22 protein-coding genes are annotated in these 26,042 nt (G+C 52.6%); 13 read left to right on the plus strand and 9 right to left on the minus strand.

What is annotated here, in order from left to right; genetic code table 11:
* Positions 1-53: 53 nt before the first annotated feature.
* Entirely contained in the window at positions 54-1,829 is a 1,776-nt protein-coding gene (locus tag L2712_RS13135) for a sigma-54-dependent Fis family transcriptional regulator (protein WP_248978036.1), read from the plus strand.
* A 103-nt stretch (positions 1,830-1,932) separates the two neighbouring features.
* Positions 1,933-2,913 (plus strand): acrylyl-CoA reductase (NADPH), encoded by a 981-nt coding sequence (gene acuI, locus L2712_RS13140; protein ID WP_248978037.1) that lies wholly within the window; start codon positions 1,933-1,935, stop codon positions 2,911-2,913.
* Positions 2,914-3,037: 124 nt separating this feature from the next.
* On the opposite strand, the gene L2712_RS13145 is transcribed toward acuI, so the two are convergent.
* The gene (locus tag L2712_RS13145) at positions 3,038-3,967 is read right to left on the minus strand and encodes a LysR family transcriptional regulator (RefSeq protein WP_248978038.1); all 930 of its coding nucleotides are present in this window, start codon (positions 3,965-3,967) and stop codon (positions 3,038-3,040) included.
* Positions 3,968-4,271: 304 nt separating this feature from the next.
* On the opposite strand from L2712_RS13145, the gene ardA reads away from it, so the two are divergent.
* From ardA to L2712_RS13165, 4 genes are all read left to right on the plus strand, one after another.
* Entirely contained in the window at positions 4,272-5,792 is a 1,521-nt protein-coding gene (gene ardA / locus L2712_RS13150) for an acrylate reductase flavoprotein subunit ArdA (RefSeq protein WP_248978039.1), read from the plus strand.
* A gap of 26 nt (positions 5,793-5,818) precedes the next feature.
* A complete protein-coding gene (gene ardB / locus L2712_RS13155) occupies positions 5,819-6,172 on the plus strand; it encodes an acrylate reductase cytochrome subunit ArdB (RefSeq protein ID WP_248978040.1) in 354 nt (117 codons plus the stop codon).
* A 394-nt stretch (positions 6,173-6,566) separates the two neighbouring features.
* Complete coding sequence (gene dddY / locus L2712_RS13160; protein ID WP_248978041.1) at positions 6,567-7,811, plus strand: dimethylsulfoniopropionate lyase DddY; 1,245 nt, start codon at positions 6,567-6,569, stop codon at positions 7,809-7,811.
* A gap of 88 nt (positions 7,812-7,899) precedes the next feature.
* Positions 7,900-9,024, plus strand: a complete 1,125-nt coding sequence (locus L2712_RS13165) for a hypothetical protein (RefSeq protein ID WP_248978042.1) — start codon at positions 7,900-7,902, stop codon at positions 9,022-9,024.
* 78 nt (positions 9,025-9,102) lie between these two features.
* Here the strand turns inward: L2712_RS13165 and L2712_RS13170 are convergent, their stop codons facing one another.
* The gene (locus L2712_RS13170) at positions 9,103-9,972 is read right to left on the minus strand and encodes a LysR family transcriptional regulator (RefSeq protein WP_033540745.1); all 870 of its coding nucleotides are present in this window, start codon (positions 9,970-9,972) and stop codon (positions 9,103-9,105) included.
* Between the two features lie 121 nt (positions 9,973-10,093).
* Here L2712_RS13170 and L2712_RS13175 point away from each other — a divergent pair, with 121 nt between their 5' ends.
* Positions 10,094-10,747 carry a TetR/AcrR family transcriptional regulator gene (locus L2712_RS13175; RefSeq protein ID WP_248978043.1) on the plus strand — a complete coding sequence of 218 codons (654 nt, stop codon included), beginning with the start codon at positions 10,094-10,096 and terminating at the stop codon, positions 10,745-10,747.
* Here the strand turns inward: L2712_RS13175 and L2712_RS13180 are convergent.
* Positions 10,731-12,098 carry an ATP-binding protein gene (locus L2712_RS13180; protein WP_248978044.1) on the minus strand — a complete coding sequence of 456 codons (1,368 nt, stop codon included), beginning with the start codon at positions 12,096-12,098 and terminating at the stop codon, positions 10,731-10,733. The two genes, L2712_RS13175 and L2712_RS13180, sit on opposite strands and share 17 nt — an antisense overlap.
* The gene (locus L2712_RS13185) at positions 12,098-12,781 is read right to left on the minus strand and encodes a response regulator (RefSeq protein WP_033540742.1); all 684 of its coding nucleotides are present in this window, start codon (positions 12,779-12,781) and stop codon (positions 12,098-12,100) included. The genes L2712_RS13180 and L2712_RS13185 overlap by 1 nt, the downstream gene beginning before the upstream one ends.
* Positions 12,782-13,016: 235 nt before the next feature.
* Between L2712_RS13185 and L2712_RS13190 the strand changes: the two genes are divergently transcribed.
* From L2712_RS13190 to L2712_RS13210, 5 genes are all read left to right on the plus strand, one after another.
* The gene (locus L2712_RS13190; protein ID WP_248978045.1) at positions 13,017-13,502 is read left to right on the plus strand and encodes a Spy/CpxP family protein refolding chaperone; all 486 of its coding nucleotides are present in this window, start codon (positions 13,017-13,019) and stop codon (positions 13,500-13,502) included.
* 65 nt (positions 13,503-13,567) lie between these two features.
* Positions 13,568-14,437 carry a cation efflux pump FieF gene (gene fieF / locus L2712_RS13195; protein WP_033540740.1) on the plus strand — a complete coding sequence of 290 codons (870 nt, stop codon included), beginning with the start codon at positions 13,568-13,570 and terminating at the stop codon, positions 14,435-14,437.
* A 132-nt stretch (positions 14,438-14,569) separates the two neighbouring features.
* Positions 14,570-15,223 carry a TetR/AcrR family transcriptional regulator gene (locus L2712_RS13200; protein WP_248978046.1) on the plus strand — a complete coding sequence of 218 codons (654 nt, stop codon included), beginning with the start codon at positions 14,570-14,572 and terminating at the stop codon, positions 15,221-15,223.
* On the plus strand, positions 15,216-16,523 hold the full coding sequence (locus tag L2712_RS13205; RefSeq protein ID WP_248978047.1) for an efflux RND transporter periplasmic adaptor subunit: 1,308 nt from the start codon (positions 15,216-15,218) through the stop codon (positions 16,521-16,523). The genes L2712_RS13200 and L2712_RS13205 overlap by 8 nt, the downstream gene beginning before the upstream one ends.
* Positions 16,520-19,630 carry an efflux RND transporter permease subunit gene (locus L2712_RS13210; protein ID WP_248978048.1) on the plus strand — a complete coding sequence of 1,037 codons (3,111 nt, stop codon included), beginning with the start codon at positions 16,520-16,522 and terminating at the stop codon, positions 19,628-19,630. The genes L2712_RS13205 and L2712_RS13210 overlap by 4 nt, the downstream gene beginning before the upstream one ends.
* A gap of 92 nt (positions 19,631-19,722) precedes the next feature.
* Here the strand turns inward: L2712_RS13210 and L2712_RS13215 are convergent, their stop codons facing one another.
* From L2712_RS13215 to L2712_RS13225, 3 genes are all read right to left on the minus strand, one after another.
* Entirely contained in the window at positions 19,723-21,009 is a 1,287-nt protein-coding gene (locus L2712_RS13215; RefSeq protein ID WP_248978049.1) for a DUF4785 domain-containing protein, read from the minus strand.
* A gap of 10 nt (positions 21,010-21,019) precedes the next feature.
* On the minus strand, positions 21,020-21,877 hold the full coding sequence (locus L2712_RS13220) for a hypothetical protein (RefSeq protein WP_248978050.1): 858 nt from the start codon (positions 21,875-21,877) through the stop codon (positions 21,020-21,022).
* A gap of 394 nt (positions 21,878-22,271) precedes the next feature.
* On the minus strand, positions 22,272-23,162 hold the full coding sequence (locus tag L2712_RS13225) for a LysR family transcriptional regulator (RefSeq protein WP_033540733.1): 891 nt from the start codon (positions 23,160-23,162) through the stop codon (positions 22,272-22,274).
* A 94-nt stretch (positions 23,163-23,256) separates the two neighbouring features.
* Between L2712_RS13225 and L2712_RS13230 the strand changes: the two genes are divergently transcribed.
* Entirely contained in the window at positions 23,257-23,403 is a 147-nt protein-coding gene (locus tag L2712_RS13230) for a hypothetical protein (RefSeq protein WP_157705022.1), read from the plus strand.
* A gap of 15 nt (positions 23,404-23,418) precedes the next feature.
* On the opposite strand, the gene glnG is transcribed toward L2712_RS13230, so the two are convergent.
* Both glnG and glnL read right to left on the minus strand, forming a co-directional pair.
* A complete protein-coding gene (gene glnG, locus L2712_RS13235) occupies positions 23,419-24,828 on the minus strand; it encodes a nitrogen regulation protein NR(I) (protein ID WP_033540732.1) in 1,410 nt (469 codons plus the stop codon).
* A gap of 41 nt (positions 24,829-24,869) precedes the next feature.
* Entirely contained in the window at positions 24,870-25,925 is a 1,056-nt protein-coding gene (gene glnL, locus L2712_RS13240; RefSeq protein WP_033540731.1) for a nitrogen regulation protein NR(II), read from the minus strand.
* Positions 25,926-26,042 lie beyond the last annotated feature (117 nt).

The following is a 26,042-nucleotide window of genomic DNA, read 5'->3' on the forward strand; positions in this document are numbered from 1 at the left end:
CATGCACTGTGACATAAGAGCACACCTTGGGTGTGCCAAAATGGAACACAGTTATGACGATAGCTCTACAGACACAAGCTTGGCTGTCAGACTCATGGTCGCGCAGCCAAGGGGCTGGGCTGGATGAAGCCAAGTTACCTCAAGAGTTGCGCCTCAACGCCGACGCACTTGCCGAGCGGCATCACGCCAATCAGCAACTCATCGCCCTCACCAAGCAACATGCATTGCCACTGTTTAACCAGATAATGACCCATACCCAGAGCCGTTTGATCCTCTCAGATCGTGATGGCTATGTGCTGTGTCATTGGGGCGTGAGCCGTTACTCCGACAAGCTGGCCAATGTGGCCCTGGATGTGGGGGTTAACTGGCGCGAGGAGCATAAGGGCACCAACGCCATCGGTACGGCATTGACCGCCAGGCAGCCCGTTGCCGTGATAGGCGATCAGCACTTTATTCGTCACCACAGGTTTATGAGCTGCACCGCCAGCCCTATCTTCTCACCCGAGGGTGAGCTACTTGGCGCTATCGATATCACCAGCGAGCAGCAGCGTCACACCCAGCAGACCCTGGTATTAATTGCTAGCCTGGTGCAGCAGATAGAAACCGCGCTGCTGTGCCATCTGCCGGGCAGTCACTACCGCATCGATCTGGCAGAGCAGGCGTCACTCATCACCTCGGGGTGGCAGGGAATTGTGGTCGCCAATGCCGATGGCAAGATCTTAGGCTGTAACGCCATGGCGAAACGCTTGTTGCATCGCCCGCTTATTGGCGACGATATTCATCAACATCTGGGGAGTCGCTGGCATAGCGGTGCCCCAGTGTGTCAGCAGCAGCGCCTTCACCTTAAGACCCAAGAGTTGGTTGCCACTAAGCCGAGCCAGTTGGTGAGCCAACAGATAGGGGTGCGCTTTCGTGACCCTAAGTTAGAGCGTGCCTGGCAGCAGGCCAATAAGGTGGTGAGCCGCAATATTCCCCTGCTGATCTGTGGTGAAACCGGGGTGGGCAAGGAGCAATTTGTGAAGAAACTCCATGCTCAAAGCGCCCGCGCCCAGCGTCTCTTAGTGGCAGTTAACTGCGCCGCGCTGCCGGCCGAACTGGTGGAATCTGAGTTGTTTGGTTATCAGCCCGGCGCCTTTACCGGGGCTAGTCGGCAAGGGTTTGAGGGGAAGATACGTCAGGCCGATGGCGGCTTTTTGTTTCTCGACGAGATAGGTGAAATGCCGACGGCGACTCAGAGCCGGCTGCTCAGAGTCTTGCAGGAGCGGGAAGTGGTGCCTGTGGGCGGCAATCGCAGCTATAAGGTGGATATTCAGGTGGTGGCCGCGACCCACGCCGATCTGCGTCAGCTGGTGAGTCAAGGCGCGTTTAGGGAAGATCTCTATTACCGACTTAATGGCCTGCAGGTGTCACTGCCACCGCTGCGCCAGCGCACCGATATCGAGCGCATCATACATAAACTGCATAAGCGCTATCGTCAGGCGCCACAGCAACTTTGCCCAGAACTCTTGCTGCGTCTGTTGGCCCATGATTGGCCGGGCAACCTGCGCGAGTTGGATAACCTGATGCAGGTAGCTTGCCTGATGGCCGACGGCGACCCAGAGCTCAACTGGCAACATCTTCCGGACACCATACAGGCTCAGCTTAATCAGGCTGGAGAGATAAATAGTCAGATGACGGCAAGCGAGAGTGAGCTAAGTCTGATGGTAAACGCTAATATTGTCTCTAGTTTCCACCGGTTTGAGGGCAACGTTAGCCGCTGCGCCAAACATCTGGGGATTAGCCGTAATACCTTGTATCGCAAGCTCAAGGCCTTGGGCCTTAAACCCTGATCTGATTATGCGTAATATGCATGTAGTTTATGCAAAATGTGCAGTGTATTCATGATGGCAGATGCACTAATCTGTCAGTCCATTTTGTTGTTAAGGAGGCCCCATGTTCAAGGCACTCGTATTGACCCAGCTAGATAAACAGACCCAAGCCGATGTGAAAATGCTGCCTGAGAGCGATCTACCCGAGGGTGAGGTGCTGGTGGACGTGAGCTACTCATCGCTCAACTATAAGGATGGCCTGGCGATCACCGGATTAGGCAAGATCATTCGCCAGTTTCCTATGGTGCCGGGCATAGACTTTGCTGGCGTGGTGAGCGAGTCGGCCGACTCCCGCTTTAAGCCTGGTGATGAGGTGATATTGACAGGTTGGGGCGTGGGCGAAAACCATTGGGGCGGTATGGCCGAGAAGGCGCGGGTAAAAGCCGACTGGCTAGTGCCCATGCCTAGTGGCTGTGACGGCGCTAAGGCAATGATGATTGGCACCGCTGGATTGACTGCCATGTTATGTGTGCAGGCACTGCAACAGGCGGGCGTGACCCCTGAACAGGGCGATGTTTTAGTGACGGGTGCTAGTGGTGGCGTAGGCTCAGTGGCTGTGACCTTGCTGGCTCAGCTAGGTTATAAGGTCGTTGCCAGCTCTGGCCGCGTCGAGGTGAATGGCGACTGGCTAAAAGCCCTGGGCGCCAGTGAAGTGATCGACCGTAGCGAGCTGGAACAAGAGTGCCGTCCATTGGAGAAACAGCGCTGGGCGGGTGTAGTCGATACCGTAGGTAACAAGGTGTTGGCTAGCGCCTTGGCGCAGATGCAATATGGCGGTAGCGCCGCTATCTGTGGCCTGGCGGGCGGTTTTGCCCTGCCGACGACGGTGATGCCCTTTATTCTGCGTGGCGTGAATCTGTTAGGTATCGACTCAGTGGCCTGCCCAATAGACAAACGCGTTAAGGCCTGGCAGCAGGTACTTGAACTCTTGCCCGATAGCTATTACCAGCAGGCCTGTCAGACCGTCAGCTTAGAGCAGCTTGGCGAGTACGCCGACAAGATAGTCAAAGGCAAGGTGACCGGGCGGGTACTGGTCAAGGTGTAGCCTTTCTCAAACAAAAAAAGTGGCCGCTGGCCACTTTTTTTTGCCTGCTTGCCAGCCAGTGGCCAAGTGCTGCCTTGCGGTATTCAGGTTTGCCCTTGCTATTGCTGGGTTTTCTCTTGTGAGCCTAACGTTCCCCCTGCTGGCCAAGCAGCGGCCTAATCAGGTCGGTGATCATCCCCCGCAGCCAGGCCTGCGCCTTATCCAGTTCGCAGCGCGAATGCCAAAACAGGCTGTAGTTGAGCGCGGCGATCTCAAAGGGCAGGGGCTTAACCCTGAGACGGTGGCGGGCGGCGGCCATCTCGGCCAGTCCCTCGGGCAGGGTGATAATAAGCGGATGAATCGACAGTAGGGCCAGGGCACTGTCTAAATGGGCGGTACGCAAACACTCGTGCCGAGGCGGATGCTGGGCAATGGCCGCATCGACGATCGCCTTAACCCCGTCGCTGATGGCGATGGTGGCGTGGGGATAGTGCAGATAATCCGTGAGGGTTAATGGGCGATCCGCTACCGGATGATAGCTGGAGACCAGGCAGCTGACACCGACTCTGCCCAAGGGGGTGCTGGCAAGTGGCGACACCTGACCCAAGGCGCGGCAGATCGCCATATCCACCCCTTGTAAACTCAGCTGCGAGGCGAGCGTCTGGTGCTGTACCGGCAGGATATTCAGCCTGATGTTTGGGGCTTGGCGATAGATCTCCGGCAGAATAAAGGGCAGCAGACCCTGAATGGCAAAATCAGTCGCCGCCAGGGTAAAAGTTTGCCTGCACTGGCTGGGTACGAAAGCATTGGGTGTTAAGAGTGTGAGTAGTTCACTGGTCGGCCCCTGAAGCTGGCGATAGCAGTCCAGAGCATATTGGGTCGGCACCAGTTGCTGGCCCACCCGAGAAAACAGCGGATCATCCAGCATCTGCCTTAGCCGCCCCAAGATGCGGCTGGTGGCTGACTGGCTCAAGTGTAACCGTTTAGCGGCGCGGGTGACGCTGCGTTCTTCGACTAAGACTTGCAGGGCAATTAATAGGCTTAAATCCTGTCGATAGATATCTTCGAGTTCCATAAGTCGGCTGCGCTAGATCTGTATAAGGCTTAACTTACCAGTGCGGGCCGCATCTTGCCTGACTTTTTATTTTGCCGTTGAGCTAAGTCTCATTCCGCCTTAGGGGCTTTGAGACATGGCGTCATGCTTTGGAACGGCTTCCAAAATACCCACAAAGTAGTATTTCTGTGTAATTTTTGAGCTGGTTATAAGTTTGGTGATGTGAACAAGTTGTTTTAAAAGTAACTGTTGATTAACTCCCGTTTTGGAACCTGTTCCAACCCTAAGATGGCGCTGTCGAATAAAACAAAAAGGGTGATAACAGATGAGCAAGGTAGATCTGCTAGGACGCCGTAATTTCATTAAAGGTATGGGTGCCGCTGCGGGTGTCGCAATAGCCTCGCCTGCAATGGCAGTTTCCGAGAAAGCTGACGGTGTGAAATGGGACAAAGAAGTAGAAGTATTGATTATTGGCTCTGGCTTTGCCGGTTTAGCGGCCGCGATTGAAGCCACGCGCAAAGGCGCAAAAGATGTTCATATCTTTGAGAAGATGTCTTACTTCGGTGGTAACTCTGCCATTAATGGTGGTCTGTTTGCGGCGCCGGGTACGCCAATGCAGAAGAAAGAGGGTGTAGAAGACTCGGTCGATCGTATGGTAGCGGATCAGCTTAAGTCTGGCCGTGGTATCGCCGACGAGGCGCTGCTGCGTCATGTGGCTTCGCACGCCGTTGAAGCCCTGCAGATGACCATAGATGCGGGCGCCGAATTCCATCCTTATCTACAGCAACTGGGTGGTCACTCAGTAGCTCGTACTTACCAAACCACGGTGAGCTGTGGCGCTGGTATTACTCAGCCGCTCTATAAAGAGTGTAAGAAGCTTGGGGTTCATACTCACAACCGTTCTAAGTTCGAAGGCTTCCTCGTGGGGGCCAAGGGTGAAGTGGTTGGCGTTAAAATGCGTCAGAACTATCACTTTGGCGAAGACCAGCCAGGCAAGGTGGTTAATATCCGTGCTAAGCGCGGCGTGATCATGGCGACCGGCGGTTTTGCACAAAACGTCGATCTGCGTATGGCTCAGGATCCAACCCTCACCTCAGAAGTGGGTTGTACCAATGCACCAGGTGCCACCGGTGAAGGCATGTATGAGATGTTCCGTCTGGGCGCAATTCCGGTTCACTTGGCCCATATTCAATCCGGTCCTTGGGCATCGCCTGACGAAGGTGGCTTCGGCTACGTGTCTAACTACTCAATCTACAACTTCCCGCATTCAATGGCGATCAACCGTCTGACGGGTAAGCGTTTCATGAATGAGATTGCCGACCGTAAGACCCGCGCCGATGCCGAGTTGGCTTGTCGTGACGAGAAGGGCAATCCGCTACCACCGATTTTGATCACTAGCTACAAGGATTCTAAGAAGCATCCAAACACCAAGAAGGTGATCAAGTACAACGTGGGTTGGAAGTTCGACACTATCGAAGAGTTGGCTAAACACTTTGAGGTACCTTTGAAGCCGCTGAAAGCGCAAATCGAAGAGTACAACAGCTATGTGAAGAGTGGTGAAGATAAGCAGTTCGGCAAGAACATGACTAAGGCCAAAGATAAGTATATCGAAGCGCCATTTACCGTGGTTCGCCTATGGCCAAAAGTGCACTACTGCCAAGGTGGTGTGCAGGTGAATACCAAGGCCGAGGTGAAAGACAGCTTCACCGGTAAGCCAATTCCAGGACTCTACGCCGCAGGCGAAGTGTGTGGTGGTATCCACGGCGTCAGTCGCCTGGGTAGCTGCTCAATTCCTGAGTGTATGGTAATGGGCATGACGGCTGCTCGCAGCATCATGAAAGCTTAACGACCGGTTATTAAGAGGAATCAATAATGAAAAAGGTAAATATTGTACTCGCGCTGGTCTTAGGTGGCTTAGTGAGTTTGTCTGCTCAAGCGGTAGAGCAACGCCCTTGGCACAAAGAGGTGATCGGCAAAGATTGTAAGGTGTGTCATGACAATGGCATCAAGCAATTCCCATCGGATCAGGCTTGTCTGCAGTGTCACGATGTCGATGACTTAGCCGAGCAAACGGCCCGTAGCGAAGAAGACAAGTGGCAGAATCCACATAACAACCTTCACTATGGTAAAGACCTGCCTTGTCAGGAGTGTCATGGCGAACATAAGCCGAAGCAACCTTTATGCAGTAACTGTCATACCTTTAAGTTTGACAAGCATAAAGAGTAACTTCTGCTAAGAGAGACCCATGGCTATCATGGGTCTTCTCTCATCTTAGCGTCTCCCCCCACTTGGGGTCACAAGTTGTGGCACATTCCCTTGGCTTGTGAAAAAAACTTTTAGCGACATTGACCGTTTTATTATCCCTGCAAAGACAATTTACTGTTAACAGTTTCGCTTTATATGCCCCTTGGTCGACATGACTTAGGGGCTTTTTTATTGCAGTTGAAATCTGTCTATTTTCTTTATAAACAATGCGTTAGTCAGTTTGTGAGCTGGGTTGTCATTTTGTCGTTTAATTTGTTGCAAATATGTGCTGGTTACATTTTTGGAATGGATTCCAAGCCTATGATTTCGCTCCGCAAGTGGTGAAAAAATAATGTGTAAATTAAGGATGAGATGAATGAAAAAGACAATTATTGCTTTGTCGTTGCTATCGGCAAATGGTGCCATGGCGGCAAACCTCCCCAACTTTCTGGATCAGCAGGATATCGACCAGGCTGAGTTCAAGTGTCTGGGTGAGCCAGTCAAGTACGGCTCGGCGGATCAGAAGTATGTCGATATGCTGTGGGACGAGACCCTGACCTACCTTAAAGCCTATGCCGTGGCCTTAACCAATGGTGAGAACAGTCACTGTCTTAACTCAGACGAAGCCCTGTTCGATTCGACTCAAGGTGGCCAGAAGATGTGCATCATGGATCGCCGTGATATGAAGCTGATGGTGAAAAACATCTACCAGGTGATCAATAACCCAGACAAGGCTAAACAGTGCTTCGGAGCTCGTGAAGAGGTTAACTGGATCTATAACCCGGGTGGCGAGCTCACCAAGAACTCACCCGTGGCGCAGCACTTTAAGCGCACCACCTTCGATGAGTTCTTCAAGACCAAGGTAACCAATAAAGAAGTACAAAATTTGGGTAAAACCTTTACTAAGCACTTCGCCAAGATGGTTACCGGTGATGAAGTGAAGATGCCGTCAGCTTTCCCCTATGATATCAGCGCCAATGCCCTGCCAAACCTGTGGGCGGCAGCGGGCTGGTTCCCTATGTACGCCGAAGAGAGTAAGCGTAACGATAAGAACTTTAACAACATTCGCGGTGGCTATGCCTATGCCGAGATCTTCGGTCACTGGGGATTGCTACGCATCGATGAGATCAATGGCGAGAAGGTGGGGGCCGAAGTGGGGATGACGGTGCAGTCTGTCGATACCCTTTATCCCTACCATAACCATGCTATCTCTGAGATCTACTACAACATGCGCGTACCCGCGTGTGCCAATCAGTTTAAGAGCTTTGCTGTACGTGCCGACTCTCCTCTACTGACCACTGTTAAAGAAGATGACAAGATGCGCCGGGTGCAATTCGACGCCTCCCAGCACAACGGCCATACCCAGTGGTTAGCCGGCAGCTATCAGCAAGATCCCCTGCTTTATTTCCATCAGAACACCATACATGCCTTCGATGTGGACGGTAGCTGCGAAGCCAAGCCTGAAGAGCGCGCCATCGTCTCCGTTTGGGCCAGAAGTAACGCCCACGATAAGCGTAATGATTATGGCACCACCTTGTTGTGTGAGTCGGCGAAAAATCCAGGCACACCGGCGAATAAAGATGAAGTGATTCAGTGCGACCTGACACATGTGAAGTGGTAACAGCAGCGTAAAAATAAGGCCAAGCATATGGCCAATTTAAGGTTCGCCGTGCGCCTTTGTTGCACGGCAATTAACAATAAAGGGTGAAATGATGAAGAAGTTTAATTGGTCTCTCCTTGCGGCATTAATGCCGCTGGCGATGATGACGGGCATGGTTCAAGCGCAGGAAGATGGTATCGATGTTTCCGGGACTGTGAGGGTCAACTACGCCTATAAAGATTACAGCGAAAGCTCGAAGGATAAAGGTGGCGACTTTGCCTTTGATATGGCGGCGATCAAATTCAACGGTAAGCTTGGCGACTGGGGCCTAGCCAGTGAGTATCGTTTCTATGATGGTTGGCAGGCACTGCGTTTTGGTTATGGCTTCTACGATTTTAATTCAGATTGGCAGCTGCAATTTGGCGTTAACCAGGTTCCCTTTGGGAATCCTGGCTTTATCTCTAACAGTTTTTGGTTTGGCGTGCCCTACTACTTAGGCTTCGAAGATGATTATGATCTGGGCATCAAAGGGGTTTATAAGCATGGTGCCTGGGGGACTGAGATGGCTTTCTATAAGAATGCCGAATATGGTGCTGGGCGCGCCGATCGCTATTCTACCGACCTCTATTCAGGTGTCGTCAATGGTACCGAATACAATAACGAGGAGACCAACCAATTAAATCTGCGTCAAACCTATGAGGTGAGCTATGAAGGCGGTAACACGCTGATTGGTGGTTCGGTCGAGTATGGTCAGATCTATAACGGTAAGACAGGTAACAATGGCGACCGTTATGCCGTCGCGATTCATCTGGATAGCAGTTACAAAGGTTGGAATTTGCAACTGCAGGCGATGCAATATGAATATAACGCGGCTGATGCAGTAGATAGCAATAAGATCGCCGTTGCAGCCTATAACTGGCAGTATGAGATCGCCGCAAAGGCCCAGGCATATAGCGTTAATATTGCTAAGTCCCTGGCGACCGACTGGGGCAGCCTGAAGTTTTATAATGATTTTGGCATGGTGACCCCTGATGTGGCCGATGATAGTTATGACACCAGCTATCAAAATGTTACGGGTTGCGCCATTGCGGCAGGTGCGACCTATACCATGGTCGACTTTATTGTCGGTAAGAATATGTATGCTTCGACCCGCGACAATGGCCATGTGGGCTTGCCTGAGGTCGGGGACAGTTGGGATAAGCGTATCAATATTAACTTTGGTTATTACTTCTAACTTGATACCGCCTCATTAACGTGAATCGAAAAAAGCCAACCTCAGGGTTGGCTTTTCTTTAATTGCTCAAGGATGGTGTTAGTCGTCGGCAATTTCAGCCAGATTGTGCACATTTGCCTTGATCAAAGTGATCAGCTGCAAGGTCGCATCGGTTTGCGTATCGGGATTAAGGTATAAGGCTTCATTAAATGTCGGTAACACAGGCAATTTATGCTCTAGCGGATCTAAAATCTGCATTTTGTCGTTGATCCTGAATTCGGCAATGGGGGCAATCGCCAAGTCGTTTTCGACCGCCATACAGAGCGCCTGAGGCGATGGCGTGGAGAGCAGCACATTGATAGGACGCATAGATAGCTGATGGTTGGCAAATACCTGGGCGCGTATCGGGCAGTTTTCCGGGTAGAGCGCCATGGGTATGGTCTCGCGTTTATGGGCATTGCCACCCTTGGCCGCTACCCAGTGAAATTTGCGCTCGAACAGGAGTTCGCCGTTGACCGGCGGCTGCCAGTGGGTGGCGACGACCAGGTCAAACTCTCCTTGTTGTAGCCGCTTATACAGGTTGCCACTGACATCTGTATCTATGACCAGCTCGATACAGGTAAATTCGCGAATAAACTCGAGCAGACAGCTCCCCAGATAGCGTTTGATGTAATCTGTGGGGACACCCAAACGGATGATCTCGCGGTTTTGGCACTCTTTAAGATCGTCCAGCGCCTGTGAATTAAGCTGCATCATTTTATAGGCGTAGTTCAACAGGGTTTCCCCCGACTCGGTGAGCGTGACGCCTTTGTTGTCTCTGAGTAGCAAAGATTGGCCCACGCTCTCTTCGAGCTTCTTAATCTGCAGGCTGAGGGTCGATTGAGTGCGACAGATCTTATCGGCGGCTTTCGACAGGTTGCCCGCTTCGGCTACAGCTATAAAACTCTCCAGTAATTCGATTTTTAACATGTGCTATTGAGTTTGTTCATAGTGGTATCAGTATTACTCAATATTCTCTGGTACATAAGACTGTTATGGTTTGATTGTGAAGTTGCAATCATTTTGTTTGTCAAAGTGTGATGGGGTCGATATGAGTAGTTGGGAACAGAGAACAGATTATCTTGTGGAGGTAGCGCAGCGCTGCCTTAGAGGGCATCAGAGCTTTGAACTGTGCCGTTCTCACCTTGTTGGCGCCAGCCAGATATCTAAGGGAACCATCTATAATCATTTCACCACAGAGGCCGATCTGGTGGTGGCGGTCGCTTGTGCCCAATACCAAGGTTGGCTCAAGATGGCCGAGCGTGAGCAGGCGTACTATACCGACCCCTTTGAATGTTATCTGTTTCATCACTGTCAGCGTCTGTATGATGTGTTAGCTCAAAAGCGCTTTGTGATAGAGCGCATGATGCCCAATCAAGAGTTGTTGCTGCAAGCCTCTGAGGTGTATCGTGACGGGTTTAATGAGGTGTTTGAGCAATATTGTCAATGGAATAAAAGCATGATCTCAGCCGTTGGCGAGTGTCCCGGCTTTGATCGTTATGAGCTACTTAAAAACTATATTCGCGGCACCATGATTAACAGCGATGATGGCGTTAAGCGGTGTGATGACGTGCAGACCTATTATCAATTTAGCTATGCGATGGCCCAGCTCATGGGACATTCGGATAGACGTATTCCCAGCAAGCAAACCTTTTCACTCTGGTTACAGCAAAGAGAGCTGCAGCAGACTAACGCGGCAGCGTAAGGGTCACCTTTAATCCGTTAGGTTGATGATTGGTGGCGATGATCTGTCCTTGGTGAGCCTGTATCGCGGCCTTGGCGATTGCCAGCCCGAGTCCCCAGCCACCCGATTCTCGCTCGCGAGCGGATTGTGGTCGATAGAAGGGCTCGAAAATGGATTGTAGATCGGCAGGGTCCTCTATACCCGGGCCATCATCGAGGATCTCCAGGATTACCTTGCTTGGCTCGGCAAAGGCGCGGATGCTGATCTCTCGCTCCGCATAGCGAATGGCGTTACGCAGCAGGTTTTCTACCGCTCTGGCCAAGGGGCGAGGGTTAAGTTTCAACATCAGGCTGTCGTCAATGTCGATCACCAGAGATTTCTGCTGCTGCTCAGCCTCAAATTCAGCGTCGTCCAGCACTTGTCCCAGGGTTTCCGCCAGCGACAACATGTGTTTATTTTCATGCACATCCAGTTTTACCCGCGACAGTTCCAGTAATTCGGCGATCATCGCCTCTAACTGCTCGGCCTCATAGCCGATGCGCTCAATCTCTTTCGAGTCTTGTCCCTTTTTACGCGTCAGCGCCAGTGCGAGCTGTAGCCTGGTCAGTGGTGTTCTGAGTTCATGGGACATATCGCTAATTAATCGCTGCTGGCTGTTGACCATAGACTCGATGGAGTCTGCCATGGCATTAAAGGATTGCGCCAGCTGGCCTATCTCATCGTTACGCGCCGTGGTACTGGGGTCTGCCCTGTGACTGAGATCGCCACTTGCTACCGCTTCGGCGCTCTGTTTGAGGGAGCGCAGGGGCTTACCCAGGTGCCATGCCAGCAGACCACAGAGCAGACCTGAGAGTAAGATGGCTAAGGTTAGTGTCAGTGCGATGTTCTCGGCAAAGAAGAAAAACCAGGGTCTGGGGTGCATCTCCGCCAGGCGGCCATAGAGGCTGTAGCGCTTGCCTTGTAGGGTGAAGACTTTGGGACCAAACAGCAGCTCACTCTTAAATTGGTGACTGATGGGGCGTCCGGCCTCATCGGCCATCAACATGAAACGACGTATGCCGTGAGAGGCTCGCTGGTTGTTGATTAGTTGTCCCTGCTCATCGGCCACATAGAAGCGCACCGGCTTATTATCCATCTCTCTGAGTCTGTGCCAGTGTCTGTCGCGCTTCTTGGTCAGGAGCTCAGGCTTGTCCTCTAACCGCTTTACGACACGTTCTAGCAGTTCCTGCAGATCTGGTGGGATAGGGGCCTGATCATGGTTCTGCTGCAGCAGTGGCAGCAGGCCAACGATGGCGATGATCAGGCTACTACAGAGCCAGAAGCTCAGTAGCAGCTTGATAAAGATGCGATTAGGAAGACTACTAATTTTCATCAGGTTAGCCAGATATAGCCCTTGCCTCTGAGGGTCTTAACTCTGGGGCGCCCATCGGCGCGCTCGGGGAGCTTTTTACGTAAGTTAGACAGGTGCATGTCTAAGCTGCGATCGAAGGGCATCAGCTTCTTACCTAATACATTCTCGCTGAGGTTGTCCTTACTGAGCACTTCGCCACTGTGCTGAATCATATGATATAGCAGGCCAAATTCTGTACCTGTGAGGATAAGTAGCTGATCTTGGCAGACCACCTCCTGACGGCTGGGGTCTAGCTTGATGTCGGCAAACTCTATGATGCCTGGTTGCTGCTCGTCTACCTGTTGGCTGGTGCGACGTATGATTGCCTTAATGCGCGCCACTAATTCGCGGTCGTTAAAAGGTTTAGGCAGATAATCGTCCGCGCCAATTTCGAGCCCGACTACTCTGTCAATTTCATCGCCGCGAGCGGTCAACATGAGCACAGGTGTCTGTTTCTTGGCCCGCAGCGCCTTGAGCACCTCAAAGCCATTGAGCTTGGGGAGCATGACATCCAAGAGAATGAGATCGAACTGCTGTGATAAGGCTAAGTTGAGCCCAGCCTCACCATCATGGGCGAGTGTTAGGGTAAAACCTTCAAGTTCAAGCAGTTGTGCTAGCAGTTCAGCTAGTCCCAGATCGTCATCAATTAACAGAATTTGGCTCATGGTACGTCTCTCTACACCTATAACAGCTTGAGTATACCCGTTTAGACGTCAATTGCAGTCTAAGAATGTAAGTCTACGTAAAGTCATCATCAACAGTAGATTATGGGGGGATGCGTAAACTTTACAGAGGTTTACCAATTGAAAACCCTGGATTACATAGGGGGGCGTAAACTGTAAGTGTCGAAGCTCTTCACAGAGCAAATTAACTACCCGCAAAAAGCGTAAGAGGCAGATTATGAATAAGATGACCCTAAAATCAGGATTGTTTGCGTTAATGACCAGTGCGGCCCTGTTGGCTCCGGCAGTTTACGCCGCGGGCCCAAGTAATGATGGCGGTTGCCGTCATGAGATGCGTGGTGAACACCGAGGCTATCATGGTGATATGCACAAGATGTTTCGTGGCCTGGAGCTTACCGATGCTCAGCGCAGTCAGATGAAGGAGTTGATGCAGTCTCATCGCGAGGCGATGCAGGCGAGTCGTCCATCGGATGAGGTGCGCGCCGCGCATAAGCAGCAGATGCTGGATATGATCACCTCAGACAGCTTCAATGAAGCCGATGCTCAAGCAATGATGGCTCAGCGCAGTGAGCGAAAAGCCATGGCCGCCGTTGAGCGTATGAAGATGCAACGCGCTATCTATCAGATGCTTACCCCAGAGCAGCAGGCTAAATTTAAGGAGAATTTTGCCAATCGAGGTGGACGTAAAGGTAATCGCCCATAAGGTCTAACTGAGTTACACTTGGGTCATATTCTTCCCCTGCTAACAATTAGCTGTAATGTGACCCTATGACCGACACTTCCCAATACGATTTTTGGGTGAAACTGGCTAGCCGCGCCTCAGTGGCCACAGCGCTCATCCTGATAGTGATCAAACTGGCGGCCTGGATGTATTCAGGTTCCGCCAGTATGCTCGCCTCTCTAACCGATTCTTTTGCCGATGCCCTGGCGTCTATCGTCAACTTTATCGCGATTCGTTATGCCATAGTGCCAGCAGATAAAGATCATAGGTACGGCCACGGTAAGGCCGAACCCTTAGCATCTCTGGCACAATCGGCTTTTATCTTAGGCTCGGCGTTCCTGCTGCTACTTCATGGTGGTGATAGACTGATTAACCCGGCACCGGTACAACATGCCATGGTCGGTGTGGTGGTATCTGTGATCGCTATCGTCTTAACCCTGGCTTTGGTGCTATTGCAGCGCCGCGCCTTGGCTAAGACCTCAAGCACCATTGTTGAGGCCGATGCCCTGCACTATAAATCGGATCTGTTTTTAAATGGCGCCGTCTTGCTGGCTCTGGTGTTGTCGCAATTTGGCTGGTGGTGGGCCGATGGCCTGTTTGCCCTGTTGATTGCCCTGTTTATCGGGCAACAGGCGATGGAACTGGGCTACCGCTCGGCGCAGTCCTTGCTGGACCGTGAGCTGGATGCCGATACTAAGCTCAAGATAGTACAGGCGATAGAGAAAGATCCCCGCATTAATGGCTTCCACGACTTGCGTACCCGTACATCGGGCAAGACAACCTTCGTTCAATGTCATCTGGAACTGGATGGTAACCTGCCGCTGGTGGAAGCCCATGCCATTGCCGATGCGGCCGAGGCGCGGGTAAGAAGCCTGTTCGATCATGTGGAAGTTTTGATCCATCAAGATCCTGTCTAGTGGTCAATCTGCTGGCGAAGAGATGTGAACTTCGCCAGCAAAATTCTACATAATCCTGCCTTTAGGGGAATTATTTCCCTGCCAATTCAAATGGAGTTCTTCTAGTATTAATTCTTCTATTGAGGAATTTTTATGGCAGAAGTAAAAAGTCGTGTCGGCCGTCCCAGCGGAGACACACAAAATCGCGATAAGCTGATTCTGGCGGCGAGAAATCTGTTTATCGAACGTCCCTATGCTCAGGTGTCTATTCGAGAGATCGCTAGCCAGGCGGGTACAGATCCTGGCCTTATCCGCTACTACTTCGGCTCGAAGGAGCGTCTGTTCTCGACCATGATCCATGAGACGGCGATGCCCGTGTTGGCCCAATTGCACAAGGCGAGAAAAGAGGTGCGTCAGGAAAGCCCAGCGGCATTGTTGCAGACTTACTACAGCGTCATGAGCAAGCACCCGCATTTTCCCAGAATGATTCTGCGCATCGCCGGACTCGATCAGAGCCTGCCGGAAAATGCCGAAGTGACCAAGGCCTTCAACGAGGTAGTTAACTTCGAGAATATGGCCATATTTCAACGATTAAAAGAGAAGGGCTTGCTGAAGGATGATGTGGACCCACACTGTGCTCAGCTGAGCTTCTTCGCCATGATGGTGTTCCCGTTTCTGGTGCCGGAAAATTTCCTGCAAAGAATCGGTATTGAGATCACGCCAGTATTTTTACAGCAGCTTGCAGAGCAAAATGCCAATTTGCTGCAACGCGGTCTCATGGGTGAAAAGGATACAAGTGATGAATAACAAGAAACGTTTTTTGTTGGTCGGTGTAGGGATTGGCGCCCTGGTGTTGATCTTGGCGGCGTTGCTTAAGCCTTCCCCTTCATTGGTTGCGGGTTATGACAAGGCCAGGGCGGTCGAGGTGATGACATTAACCGAGCAGGCTATCTCTCCGAGAGTGATCGGCTTTGGCCGGGTTGAGCCCAAGCATGTGTGGCAGGCGGTAGCCGAAGTGGGTGGCAAGGTGCTTTATCGTCATCCTCAGTTAGAAACCGGCCGCATGTTACCTCAGGGCACCTTAGTGCTAGAGATAGATCCCCTTGAGTATCAGCTCAAGGTTGCTCAGGCTCAGGCAAGCCTACATGCCACCGAGGCGCAGCTGACCCGCCTGGATCAACAAGAGAAAAACCTCAATACCAGCCTCAAGATAGAGCAGCAAAAGCTGGTACTGGCTGAGCAGGAATATCAACGTAAGCTCACCCTGAAGAAACGTAATTTAGTCTCCAGTTCTGAACTGGAAAACCAGAAGCAGTCACTGTTGGCGCAGACTAAGTTGGTGGAAGATCTGCAAAGCTCACTAAAACTGCTGCCCGATGATCGCAAGGTGAGTGAAGCTCAGCTCAGTGTCGATAGAGCTTCCTTGCAAGACGCCGAGCGTCGCCTGAACCAAACTAAGGTGGTGCTACCCTTCGATGCGCGCGTGTCAGATATCAATATCGAGCAAGATCAGGTGGTGGCCAATGGCGCCGTGATGTTGGTAGCGCACAGGCTAGGCACCGCCGAAATCAAGCTGGAACTGTCGCTACAGGATATGCGTACTCTGGTCAGCAGCATGTTCGAGGCATCACAACCCAGAAGCATGCCCTCCATCGACGAATTTGATCTCCAGGCTGAAGTCACTTTTCAGGCGGGTAATCATAGCTTTAGTTGGCCAGCCAAAGTTACCCGGGTCGCCGAAACGGTCAATCCAAATCAGGCCACTATAGGTCTCTATCTGGAAGTTGAGCAGGACTTTAATCAGATGGACCTGCTGCTGCGTCCACCACTGACAAAGGGGATGTTTGTCAGTGCGGTGATCAGCGGTAAGCCCAAGCAACATTTGGTGATCCCCGAGCGAGCGCTGCGGGGCAATCAGGTCTATCTGATGGATGCCGAGCAGAAACTGGTGATTAAACCGGTCGAGGTGCTATTTCGTCACGAGCAATGGGTGGCCATCGAGGGGGAGCTTAACCCGGGTGATACCTTAGTGCTCAACGACCTTATCCCAGCGATTGCCGGCATGTCCCTTAAGCCTGTGACCAATGAGGGAGGGGCAAAGCTGTGATAGCTTACATCACCAGGCATCCTACTCTGGCCAACTTGCTGATGCTGGCCTTTCTGCTGCTGGGATTGATCAACATGAGCAGCATTAAGCGTGAAACCTTTCCCGAGTTTTCACCACCCTATGTGATCGCCTCAGTGGTTTATCCGGGCGCTTCTCCGGTGGAGGTGGAGGAGAGTATCTGCCTGAGCATGGAAGATGCCGTCGATGGGTTGGCCAATATCGAAGAGGTGAAGTGTGATGCCCAGGAGGGGATCGCCTCTATGCGGTTAAAGCTAGAGTCTCAGGCCGATCTGGGGCGCATGTTGGTGGATGTGCAAACCCAGATTAATGCCATTAAGAACTTCCCCAGTCAGATTGAATCACCCATAGTCAAGGAGCTGGATTGGGCCGAGCCTGTGGTGGATATTGCCGTTGTTGCCGATACCAGTTGGCCACACCTGAAGAGCTACGCCGAAGATCTAAAGCGTCGACTTAAGATAGATGCTGGGGTCAGCTTGGTCTCTATTGCCGGATTTTCCGATCATCAGTTACGTATCGAGCTTAATGAGGTGGATATGCGCAGGCTTGGCCTGACCGCCGGCGAGATAGCCGATAAGGTAGGTCGGCAGAATGTGAAGATGCCGGCGGGTAACATAGAGCTGAAAGATAAGAATATCCTGCTGAGGTTCGACGAGCGTAAGGTGACACCTGCCTCGCTGGCGAAGATCATCGTCGCCTCTAACCCCGACGGCAGCGTGGTGCGTCTGGGTGATATTGCCAGCATCAGCGACAGGTTTGAGCTTGATGAGGAGCATATTAAGTTCAATGGCAGTAATGCCGCCCTGATTAAGATCCAGAAAAACAAGGCCGACGACGCCCTGAGGATCAAGGCCAAGGTGACAGAGTTTATTGAGCAGGAGCAGGCCCGCGCGCCTGATGGCATTCGTCTGACACTGACCAATGATCTCTCCTCCGTGTTGCAAGACAGGCTGCAGATGATGATCACCAATGGTTGGCAGGGGATTATCTTAGTCTTTCTTAGCATGTGGCTGTTCTTTTCATTGCGCTACTCCTTCTGGGTGTCAGCCGGTCTGCCGGTCGCCTTTATGGGCGGCCTCTATTTGATGAGCCTGTTTGGGGTATCGATCAACCTTATGAGTCTGGTGGGGCTCTTGATGGCGATCGGTATCATGATGGATGACGCCATAGTGATCGCCGAGTCCATTGCCTCTCATATAGACAGAGGTATGGTGCCCCACGAGGCAGTGGTTAAGGGCGTGCGCAAAGTCGCTCCTGGTGTGGTTTCCTCCTTCCTGACCACAGTGCTGATCTTCAGCGCACTACTGGGGCTGGATGGCCAGATGGGCGCTGTATTATCCGCCATTCCGACCGTGCTGATCATGGTGCTAACCATCAGCCTGTTTGAAGCCTTTTTGATTCTGCCCAACCACCTTAATCATTCCTTGTCGCATGCTAAGCCCGAGACGACACCAAACCGTATCGGTGAGCTTAAGGCGAGATTCCTCGCCCGATTTGAGGCGTTTCGTAATCATAGATTGGTGGACATGGTGAGCTTTATGGTGCGCTGGCGTTATGTCAGTGTTGGGGCCACCTTCGGCTTGCTGTTGATTTCCATCGCCTTAGTGGTTGGCGGTGCGCTTAAGTTTGTGCCCTTTCCCGATCTGGATGGCGATATCGCCGAGGCACGCATCATCTTGCCGCCGGGCAGCGCCTTGAGTCAGACCCAAGAAGTGGTTGAAACCTTGATCGCCAGCGCCAAGCGAGTCGGCGACAGGTATACCCATGAGGTGGAAGATGAGCATGAGCTGATCCGAGATATCACGGCGCAATATAACTTTAATGCCGACGCTGGCGAGAGCGGCCCCCATGTGGCGACCGTTAGGCTGGATCTGCTGTCGGCCGAGACACGCAATACGCTGATCGAGGATTTTATCCGCGATTGGCGTATCGAGACGGGTGAGCTGGCCATGCCGCTGTCCTTGGTGTTCAAGCAGCCCACCATGGGACCGGCTGGCAGGGATATCGAGATACGTTTGCAGGGCGATGACCTAGATATGCTCAAACAGGCCTCGGTCTCGCTGCAGAGCTATCTTGGGCAGTTTGATGGCATTAGTGGCATTCTTGATGACATGCGCCCCGGAAAGGAGGAGGTCAAGGTCAGCCTGCGCCCGGGTGTGGAGAGCTTCGGTATCGATGGCCAGCTGGTGGCATCGCAGCTGCGCAGCGCTTACTATGGTCAGCTCGCCGATGAGGTGCAGGTGGGGCCGGAGAATATCGAGATCGAGGTCAGGCTGAACAAGCAGCAGGCGGGGGATCTGCATGCCCTGGCGAATTTCCCCATCATGCTTAACGACGGTAGTCAGTTGCCGTTATCGTCCATTGCCTTGCTGCAAGATCAACGCTCTTACGTGCGTATTCAACGTATCAACGGGCTGCGCAACGTGACCGTGATGGCCGATGTCGACAACCAGCGCGCCAATGCTAACGAGACCATTGCCGCGATCAAGCGCGAGTGGTTGTCTCAGATACAGACTCAGTTTCCAGAGCTGAGGGTGGATTTCGAAGGCTCGGCCAAGGAGACGGCTAAGACCGGCAGCTCTATGGGGAAGGGCTTCTTGATCGGCTTGTTTGGCCTGTTCGCCATCTTAAGTTTTCAGTTTAGGAGCTATCTGGAACCTGCCGTGGTGATGCTGGCGATCCCCTTGGCCTTGATCGGCGTACTCTGGGGGCATTTGCTACTGGGCTATAACCTCTCAATGCCCTCGATTATGGGCTTTATTTCCCTGGCGGGCATAGTAGTGAATGACTCTATCCTCCTGGTGCAATATATTCGCCACCATGTGGATGAGGGGGATAGCGTGCATCAGGCGGTGGTGAGTGCCAGTCGTGAGCGTTTCAGGGCGGTGTTTTTAACCTCGCTAACCACGGCGGCGGGTTTGTTACCTCTGCTGCTGGAAACCAGCCTGCAGGCTCAGGTGGTGCAGCCACTGGTGGTGTCGATCGTGTTTGGTATCTTTGCATCGACCCTGCTGGTCTTGTTTGTTATCCCCTGTGCCTACGCCATATTGGCCGATTTTGACAAGGTAAGGCCTCATACCGAGTTATAGGGTGAGATAACGAGTCTAAGGCAAATAGAAAGAGCGGCCTCTATATGAACATAGAGGCCGCTCTTGTTTTTTGGGGTTAAAAGTAAGCGGACTTAGAGTGAGGCGGCCTCGCCCAGATAACTCAGACGCGCCATTTGGCTCTGATCTTTAAGCTCCAGCGCCTTGATGGCGTAGGGAGCCACCAGACCCGAAGCGGCGAGCTGCTCGGCGTCGAAGCTCAGAGTTATCTGACCATCGGCATCGAGCCACTGAGCCGTCTCGGCGCGCAGGATATTGCCCTGTTTACCTTGAGCATCCGTGCCGGCTAACACGGCAGACACCTGGTAGCGTCCTGGGCTCGCGACTTGCAGGTCGAACACCGCTTGGGTTGGCTTGGTGTCTTGCCAATGGATGTTGGCCTTGTCTAGCAGCTTGGCTGCGGGCACATATTGCTTAAAAGCCGTCTTGACGGTGCGGATTAGCGGCAGGCCGTTAACCCGGGTCTCTATGTCGAGCTGGATCTCGCTCAGGCCCAAGTTGCTGCTGGGCAGGGTTAAATCGTCCGGTAGCTGGGCCTGCCACTGTTCGCCCTGTTTGACCACGGCTAAGCTGTGGTAACGGCCATCGCTCTGCTTCAGGGTCGCCGTGGGGCTAAGGTCGATGTCGCTGTTGCTCAGCTTTAGATCGAAGGCCAACAGGGGCGTTTGACTGCTCAGATGCTTAGGCGCAGAGAGTGTCAGCTGATAGGGGCTGCCCTTCTCCTTGACGTTGACCAAATAGCTGTCGTTAGCACTGAGGGGCTGAACAACTTGTAGCTGATACATACCTGGCGTTGCCCGCTTTGACAGCCTTAAGGCGCTGGAGTCGTCGACGATACCAGCGGTCGCCATTGCCTGAGGATCGCTCATGGATTGGATTAGTGAGACCGACTTATCAAGAGTTTGCTTATTGACCTTGTAGAGGCGCAGTTGATCCGGCGAGATGGCCGGGCTCTGACGCAGTGCGCCCGAGCTAACATCGCCCCTAGGTGCCACCCGAATCACGCTATCACTCTGGCTGACGGCCAGCATGATTCCCTGATTCAGCTCGGCGCCTGAGACGGTGCGCCAATACTGGTCGCTACTGCTCTGTTCCAGTTGGGTTGGTGCCATGAGTTGGGCTGTATGGTTTATGGGAGCGCTGAAGCTCACGCCGCCGCGATTGCCATTGACTGGCGGCAGCTCGGTGGCAGCCAGAGTGTCTACGGCGAGATCCCCTGAGGAAGGCGCCAGCAGGGTCACCTGAGTGACGGTCACGGCACTGGCCTGTGAGGCATTATCTGCCTGAGGATCATCGCTTTGACAGGCGCTCAGCAGGACGGACAGGGCGAACACACTCGCCATTTTGATTGATGGTTTCATCTTATGGCTCCTAGATATGGTCGCGGATCAGGGTGTCGAGATTAAAGCAGGCGCGGCGGCTCTGCTGGTGGCTCAGGGGCTCCTTGCCAGTGGTGCGCTGGATATCGGTAAACCAGACGCTGCCCGCCGCCGATTGTGATCGGCACTCCAAGAAGCCGTCAGAGCAGTTGTCGAGCCAGTTCTGGGTGGTCTCGAGGGCCACTTGATACTGATAGCCCGCGCAGTAGCTGTCGCCGTCCCATATGGCGGAGTCGACATCTGAGCCCACGACGACCTCGAAGGGAGAGGGCAGCGCCGGGCGACCCGTGGTGCCATAGAGCCAGCTGTTGTTATAGCTGCTCATCCAGCTGACTTGTTGCTGTTTCACCGCATTGCTGCCATAGCCTAGTAGCCAGCCAAGGGAGGTCTCGAAAACATTGCCCTGGGTGACGGCGTCAGCCAGAGGTGTGCCGCCGCTGGAGGGGGCCAGGGCGATCACCTTAGAGGTGGCACTGATGATCTTGGGATAGCGACTGTCCCAGGTAGGATTGGATAGGATCCAGCGCACCACATTGCCCCCATTGGAGTGGGTCAGCAGGGTGAGATCCTTGATGTTTTTATTGTCAATAAACTGGGTAAGTTGTCCGGCTAGGCAGCCTGCGGCGGCGTCATCCCACATGTATTGGTCGAAATCGCAGTTGATCACCAGGTAGTTATCGGGCGAGGCTGCCCCCTGGCGGACTGAGTCGACAAATTCCCTCGTCCAATAGTCCGACAGCGCATCGGTCTGATGCCCGGTACCATGGATAAACACGAGTCCGGAAGCGGCATAAGTCAATGGGCTGACAGCAAACAGACCCAGCATCATGAGCTTTTGGTAGATCTTCATTGGCTTATTTCTCTTATTTTGATGATGTTGTCCTTAGTGCGTTTTGACGACTAAGGTTGAGTTACTCAGGTGTTGAGATCAGACATCTGACCTCTTAAGGGAAACTAACGGCAGGAAAGTGCGGCGGCAAGGCTTTTCAACGGTACATTAGTACCAGTTAAACTATGACTAGGTGTTTGATTGTTTTAAACAAAATCGCATATGACGCTAGCCTTGGGCTTGAGGTCGTCTGCGGTGTTTGAATATCGTACGAAAAAAAGTGCACCTTTATTGTGCAAGAGGGAGCCGCTCGACTCATCGCTAGTGATTTTATCTGTGAGCGGCTTACCTACTAGTTTCAGATGGTTAATTTACTAGTATTTTCGGCTGAATATCCGGTAGTTTTTAACCCGCATCAAGGGTGTAGATGGGCTTGTTCGCTAAGGTCCAATAGCGCCTGAGCCGCCGGGGTAAGGGGTAAGTCTTTACGCCAGATCAGCGCCAGATCCCAGGTGAGATTAGGTTTGATGGGGCGGAACACCAGTTCGCTGCCCTGTAACTTATGGCAGATAGGTTCCGGCAAGATGGCGACCCCCATTTGTGCCTCCACCATGGTCGCCAAGAAGTCCCACTGGCCGCTGCGAAAGGCGATATTCAGTTGTACGCCAGCCTGATGGCTTAGGCGGGTGATCAGCTTGGCCAGTGAGAAATCTTCGTTGTAAAGAATAAAGGGATAGGCCTCGAAGTCTTGCCAGGTGACCGCATCTTGCTGAGCGAGGGCGTGATCTTTGGGTAGACAGGCCAGCAGCGGATAGCGGGTGAGAGCGCGGTTGGCTAACTCCTCGTCATGGGTGGTGGGCAGGGCGGTGAAGGCGATATCTAAGCTGTTATTCAATAATGCCTTTTCGCAACCGAAGCCCCCGTATTCGTACATCTGTAACTCGATTCCAGGGTATTGCTGGCGAAAGGCGGTGAGTAGATCGATGATCAGGCTGCTCATCATGGGACAGACCCCGAGACGCAGGTTGCCTGACTTTAGACCGCTGAGGTTGGTGAGATCTTCTTGGAGTCTATGCCATTGGCCCAAGATCTCTTGGGCACTGTGTTGTAGCAGTATGCCCGCCTGGGTCAATTCGATTTTCTGGTTATTCCTGTGTAGCAGTTGTTGGCCCAAATTATCTTCCAGGCGCTGAACTATCTTGCTCAGGGTCGGTTGAGTGATAAATGACTTTTCCGCTGCCCGAGTAAAATTTCCCGTTTCAACTAGGGTAAGGAAGTAATGTAAGCTCTTGATTGGTATGTTCATTCTTATATGGCATTCACAGGATACAGTTTATTCATTTTACTAATAATCGCCTTAGTATTACTTTGATCGAGTTGGCAAAAACGAGGGGAATATTATGAAAGCGAATCAAAGTTTATGGGTAGGTGCTTTATGGCAAGCGGCTATGCCAAATGAATCTATCGAATCTGAATATCAGTCAGAGAGTGTTGTTGTTAGCGCAAACAATGTACCTGTAGAAGAGGCACAGAAGCACCCAGCCTAAGCTGGGGGCTTTCACTCAATCCATCTCAAGTTCTTTCAGCTTACGCGTCAGGGTATTACGACCCCAGCCCAGACGCTTAGCTGCTTCCTGTTTATGTCCTTTGGTGTGTTTCAGCGCCGTTTCTAACAGAATTTTTTCAAATGCCGGTTGTATCTGCGTCAGCAGATCGCTTTCACCTTCGCTTAAACGCTCATCGATCCACTGAGTCAGCGCCTCTTGCCAGCCGCCTTTGCTTGCGTCATTGCTACTGGCATTGTTGGCACTCGGGGTGAGCAGCTCGGGTGGCAGATCCTGTGGCAGAATCTCTTGACCTGAGGCCATCACCATCAGCCAGCGACAGGTATTTTCAAGCTGACGTACGTTCCCCGGCCAAGGCAGGCTGGCTAAGGTCTCGGCAGTTGCCTTGGTCAGTATCTTAGGTTCGACGCTGATCTCCTTGGCGGCCGTGGCGAGGAAGTGACGTGCTAGCTGGGGGATATCCTCCCTGCGCTGTGACAGCGGCGGCAGATGTACCCGAATCACGTTGAGACGGTGGAAGAGATCTTCACGAAAATCCCCTTTAGCGACCAATGACTCCAAATTTTGGTGGGTCGCGGCGATGATGCGCACATCCACCTGCACCGGTGAGTGACCGCCGATACGATAGAACTGACCGTCGGCCAGCACCCGCAACAGGCGCGTCTGCACATCCAGCGGCATATCGCCTATTTCGTCGAGGAACAGGGTGCCACCATCGGCTTGTTCGAAGCGGCCCTGGCGCACGTTGGCCGCGCCGGTGAAGGCACCTTTTTCATGGCCGAACAGCTCAGATTCGATCAACTCCTTGGGGATTGCCGCCATATTCAGGGCGATAAAAGGTTTGTCTTTGCGCGGGCTGTGTTTGTGCAACGCGCCGGCAACCAACTCCTTACCTGTACCCGATTGGCCGTTGATCAACACGCTGATAGAGGAACGCGACAGACGGCCGATGGCCCGAAACACCTCCTGCATGGCCGGGGCCTCGCCGATGATCTCGGGCGCTTTAACTTCGGGTTGGCTCTTGGCCTTAGGTGATTGCTCTTTAGCGTGGCTCAGGGCGCGTTCCACCAGACCGATCGCCTCGTCGATATCGAAAGGCTTGGGCAGGTATTCGAATGCACCAGCCTGATAAGCACTGACGGCACTATCCAGATCGGAATGGGCAGTCATGATGATCACCGGAATATGGGGATAATGCAGCTGCAGGCGATCGAGTAGCGTCAGGCCATCTGTGCCCGGCATACGAATATCGGAAATGATCACCTGAGGTTGTGCCTGCTCCAGCGCCTGCCATAGGGATTCGGCGGCGGCGAAGCTGGTACAGCTTATTTTGGCACCTTTAAGCGCCCGTTCGACAACCCATCGTATCGAACTATCATCATCGAGAACCCAAACTTTTTCTGTCATACACCTACTCTCTTAAGTTGAATACTCATAAGACACACACGCTAACTCTTAAGTGGCAGCAGTATGGTAAATTCGGTTTTACCGGGCACTGAGTCGCAGTCTATGCGTCCACCGTGCAGCCTGGCGAAATTGTGGGCAATGGAAAGCCCTAGTCCTGACCCTTGCTCTCTACCCGTGACCATAGGGTAGAAGAGGGTATCCATCAGCTCAGGTTTGATCCCTGGACCATCATCAATGATGGACAGCGCCAGCACTAACTTATGGCGTGTAGTGCCTAAGGTGACCTGATGTTGGGTGCGGGTCTTGATGCGAATTTCGCCACCCTCGTCTTCAACTTCCAGGGCCTGAATGGCGTTCTGTACTATGTTGAGTACCGCCTGTTGCAGCTGCTCCTGATCCATTTCGATATCCGGGATAGAAGGGTCATAGTCCTGGATCAGATGGATATTACTTGGCAGCGTGACGGCAACCAGCTTGAGCACCTTCTGGATCACCTCATGGATATTATGCAGGCTGTGCTCAGTGGGCTTCTGAGGGCCGAGCAGCCTGTCGACCAAATTACGCAGCCTATCAGCCTGCTCTATGATGAGGTCGGTAAACTCGCGCTGGTCGGCGTCTTCTAGTTCACGAGACAGTAGTTGCGCCGCGCCTCTGAGGCCTCCTAGGGGGTTTTTGATCTCATGGGCTAGATTGCGCACCAGATACTGAGCCGCCTGTTGTTGGGCATCTAAGGTCAACTGCTGATGAATCCGCCTTTGTTGATCCACCTGGCGTAACTCCAGTAGCCCTTGTTCAGGCTGATCGGGCTGATTTTCCAGTGGTGTCAGCGTCATGTCGACCGTATGCTGCTGACCATCCAGCGTTACCAGGTTGGCTGTATTGATTGTGAGCCCCTGATGTTCCTGAATGGCTGTGCGAAGTAACTGATAATCTATGCTGAGTAACTGGCAGCAGTCGGGGAGGCTGTGCTCTGTGAGGCGATGACTGCCTAACCCAAGAAGTTGCTCTGCCGCGCTATTGGCATAGCACAGCTTGAGATCATCTGAGATGACAAGTACGGCTGTCACCAGATGATTGAGCAGAGGGTCTGTGTTCATTTACGGCTCCCGGGAAGAAGGTTGCACCATAATGGTGCACCAATTTGGTGCACGCTGCAAGCTATCTTCACCGGATGCCCTATCGAAGGGAATTTCTAAGTTGTTAAAAATTAAGGT

Source organism: Shewanella marisflavi, assembly GCF_023283925.1.
GTDB classification, from domain to species: Bacteria; Pseudomonadota; Gammaproteobacteria; order Enterobacterales; family Shewanellaceae; genus Shewanella; species Shewanella marisflavi.

What these genes read in the sequence shown, in the direction of transcription:
- L2712_RS13135 (WP_248978036.1), top strand. Translation starts at nt 54, where the DNA reads ATGACGATAGCTCTACAGACACAAGCTTGGCTGTCAGACTCATGGTCG.
- acuI (WP_248978037.1), top strand. Translation starts at nt 1,933, where the DNA reads ATGTTCAAGGCACTCGTATTGACCCAGCTAGATAAACAGACCCAAGCC.
- L2712_RS13145 (WP_248978038.1), bottom strand. Translation starts at nt 3,967, where the DNA reads ATGGAACTCGAAGATATCTATCGACAGGATTTAAGCCTATTAATTGCC.
- ardA (WP_248978039.1), top strand. Translation starts at nt 4,272, where the DNA reads ATGAGCAAGGTAGATCTGCTAGGACGCCGTAATTTCATTAAAGGTATG.
- ardB (WP_248978040.1), top strand. Translation starts at nt 5,819, where the DNA reads ATGAAAAAGGTAAATATTGTACTCGCGCTGGTCTTAGGTGGCTTAGTG.
- dddY (WP_248978041.1), top strand. Translation starts at nt 6,567, where the DNA reads ATGAAAAAGACAATTATTGCTTTGTCGTTGCTATCGGCAAATGGTGCC.
- L2712_RS13165 (WP_248978042.1), top strand. Translation starts at nt 7,900, where the DNA reads ATGATGAAGAAGTTTAATTGGTCTCTCCTTGCGGCATTAATGCCGCTG.
- L2712_RS13170 (WP_033540745.1), bottom strand. Translation starts at nt 9,972, where the DNA reads ATGTTAAAAATCGAATTACTGGAGAGTTTTATAGCTGTAGCCGAAGCG.
- L2712_RS13175 (WP_248978043.1), top strand. Translation starts at nt 10,094, where the DNA reads ATGAGTAGTTGGGAACAGAGAACAGATTATCTTGTGGAGGTAGCGCAG.
- L2712_RS13180 (WP_248978044.1), bottom strand. Translation starts at nt 12,098, where the DNA reads ATGAAAATTAGTAGTCTTCCTAATCGCATCTTTATCAAGCTGCTACTG.
- L2712_RS13185 (WP_033540742.1), bottom strand. Translation starts at nt 12,781, where the DNA reads ATGAGCCAAATTCTGTTAATTGATGACGATCTGGGACTAGCTGAACTG.
- L2712_RS13190 (WP_248978045.1), top strand. Translation starts at nt 13,017, where the DNA reads ATGAATAAGATGACCCTAAAATCAGGATTGTTTGCGTTAATGACCAGT.
- fieF (WP_033540740.1), top strand. Translation starts at nt 13,568, where the DNA reads ATGACCGACACTTCCCAATACGATTTTTGGGTGAAACTGGCTAGCCGC.
- L2712_RS13200 (WP_248978046.1), top strand. Translation starts at nt 14,570, where the DNA reads ATGGCAGAAGTAAAAAGTCGTGTCGGCCGTCCCAGCGGAGACACACAA.
- L2712_RS13205 (WP_248978047.1), top strand. Translation starts at nt 15,216, where the DNA reads ATGAATAACAAGAAACGTTTTTTGTTGGTCGGTGTAGGGATTGGCGCC.
- L2712_RS13215 (WP_248978049.1), bottom strand. Translation starts at nt 21,009, where the DNA reads ATGAAACCATCAATCAAAATGGCGAGTGTGTTCGCCCTGTCCGTCCTG.
- L2712_RS13220 (WP_248978050.1), bottom strand. Translation starts at nt 21,877, where the DNA reads ATGAAGATCTACCAAAAGCTCATGATGCTGGGTCTGTTTGCTGTCAGC.
- L2712_RS13225 (WP_033540733.1), bottom strand. Translation starts at nt 23,162, where the DNA reads ATGAACATACCAATCAAGAGCTTACATTACTTCCTTACCCTAGTTGAA.
- L2712_RS13230 (WP_157705022.1), top strand. Translation starts at nt 23,257, where the DNA reads ATGAAAGCGAATCAAAGTTTATGGGTAGGTGCTTTATGGCAAGCGGCT.
- glnG (WP_033540732.1), bottom strand. Translation starts at nt 24,828, where the DNA reads ATGACAGAAAAAGTTTGGGTTCTCGATGATGATAGTTCGATACGATGG.
- glnL (WP_033540731.1), bottom strand. Translation starts at nt 25,925, where the DNA reads ATGAACACAGACCCTCTGCTCAATCATCTGGTGACAGCCGTACTTGTC.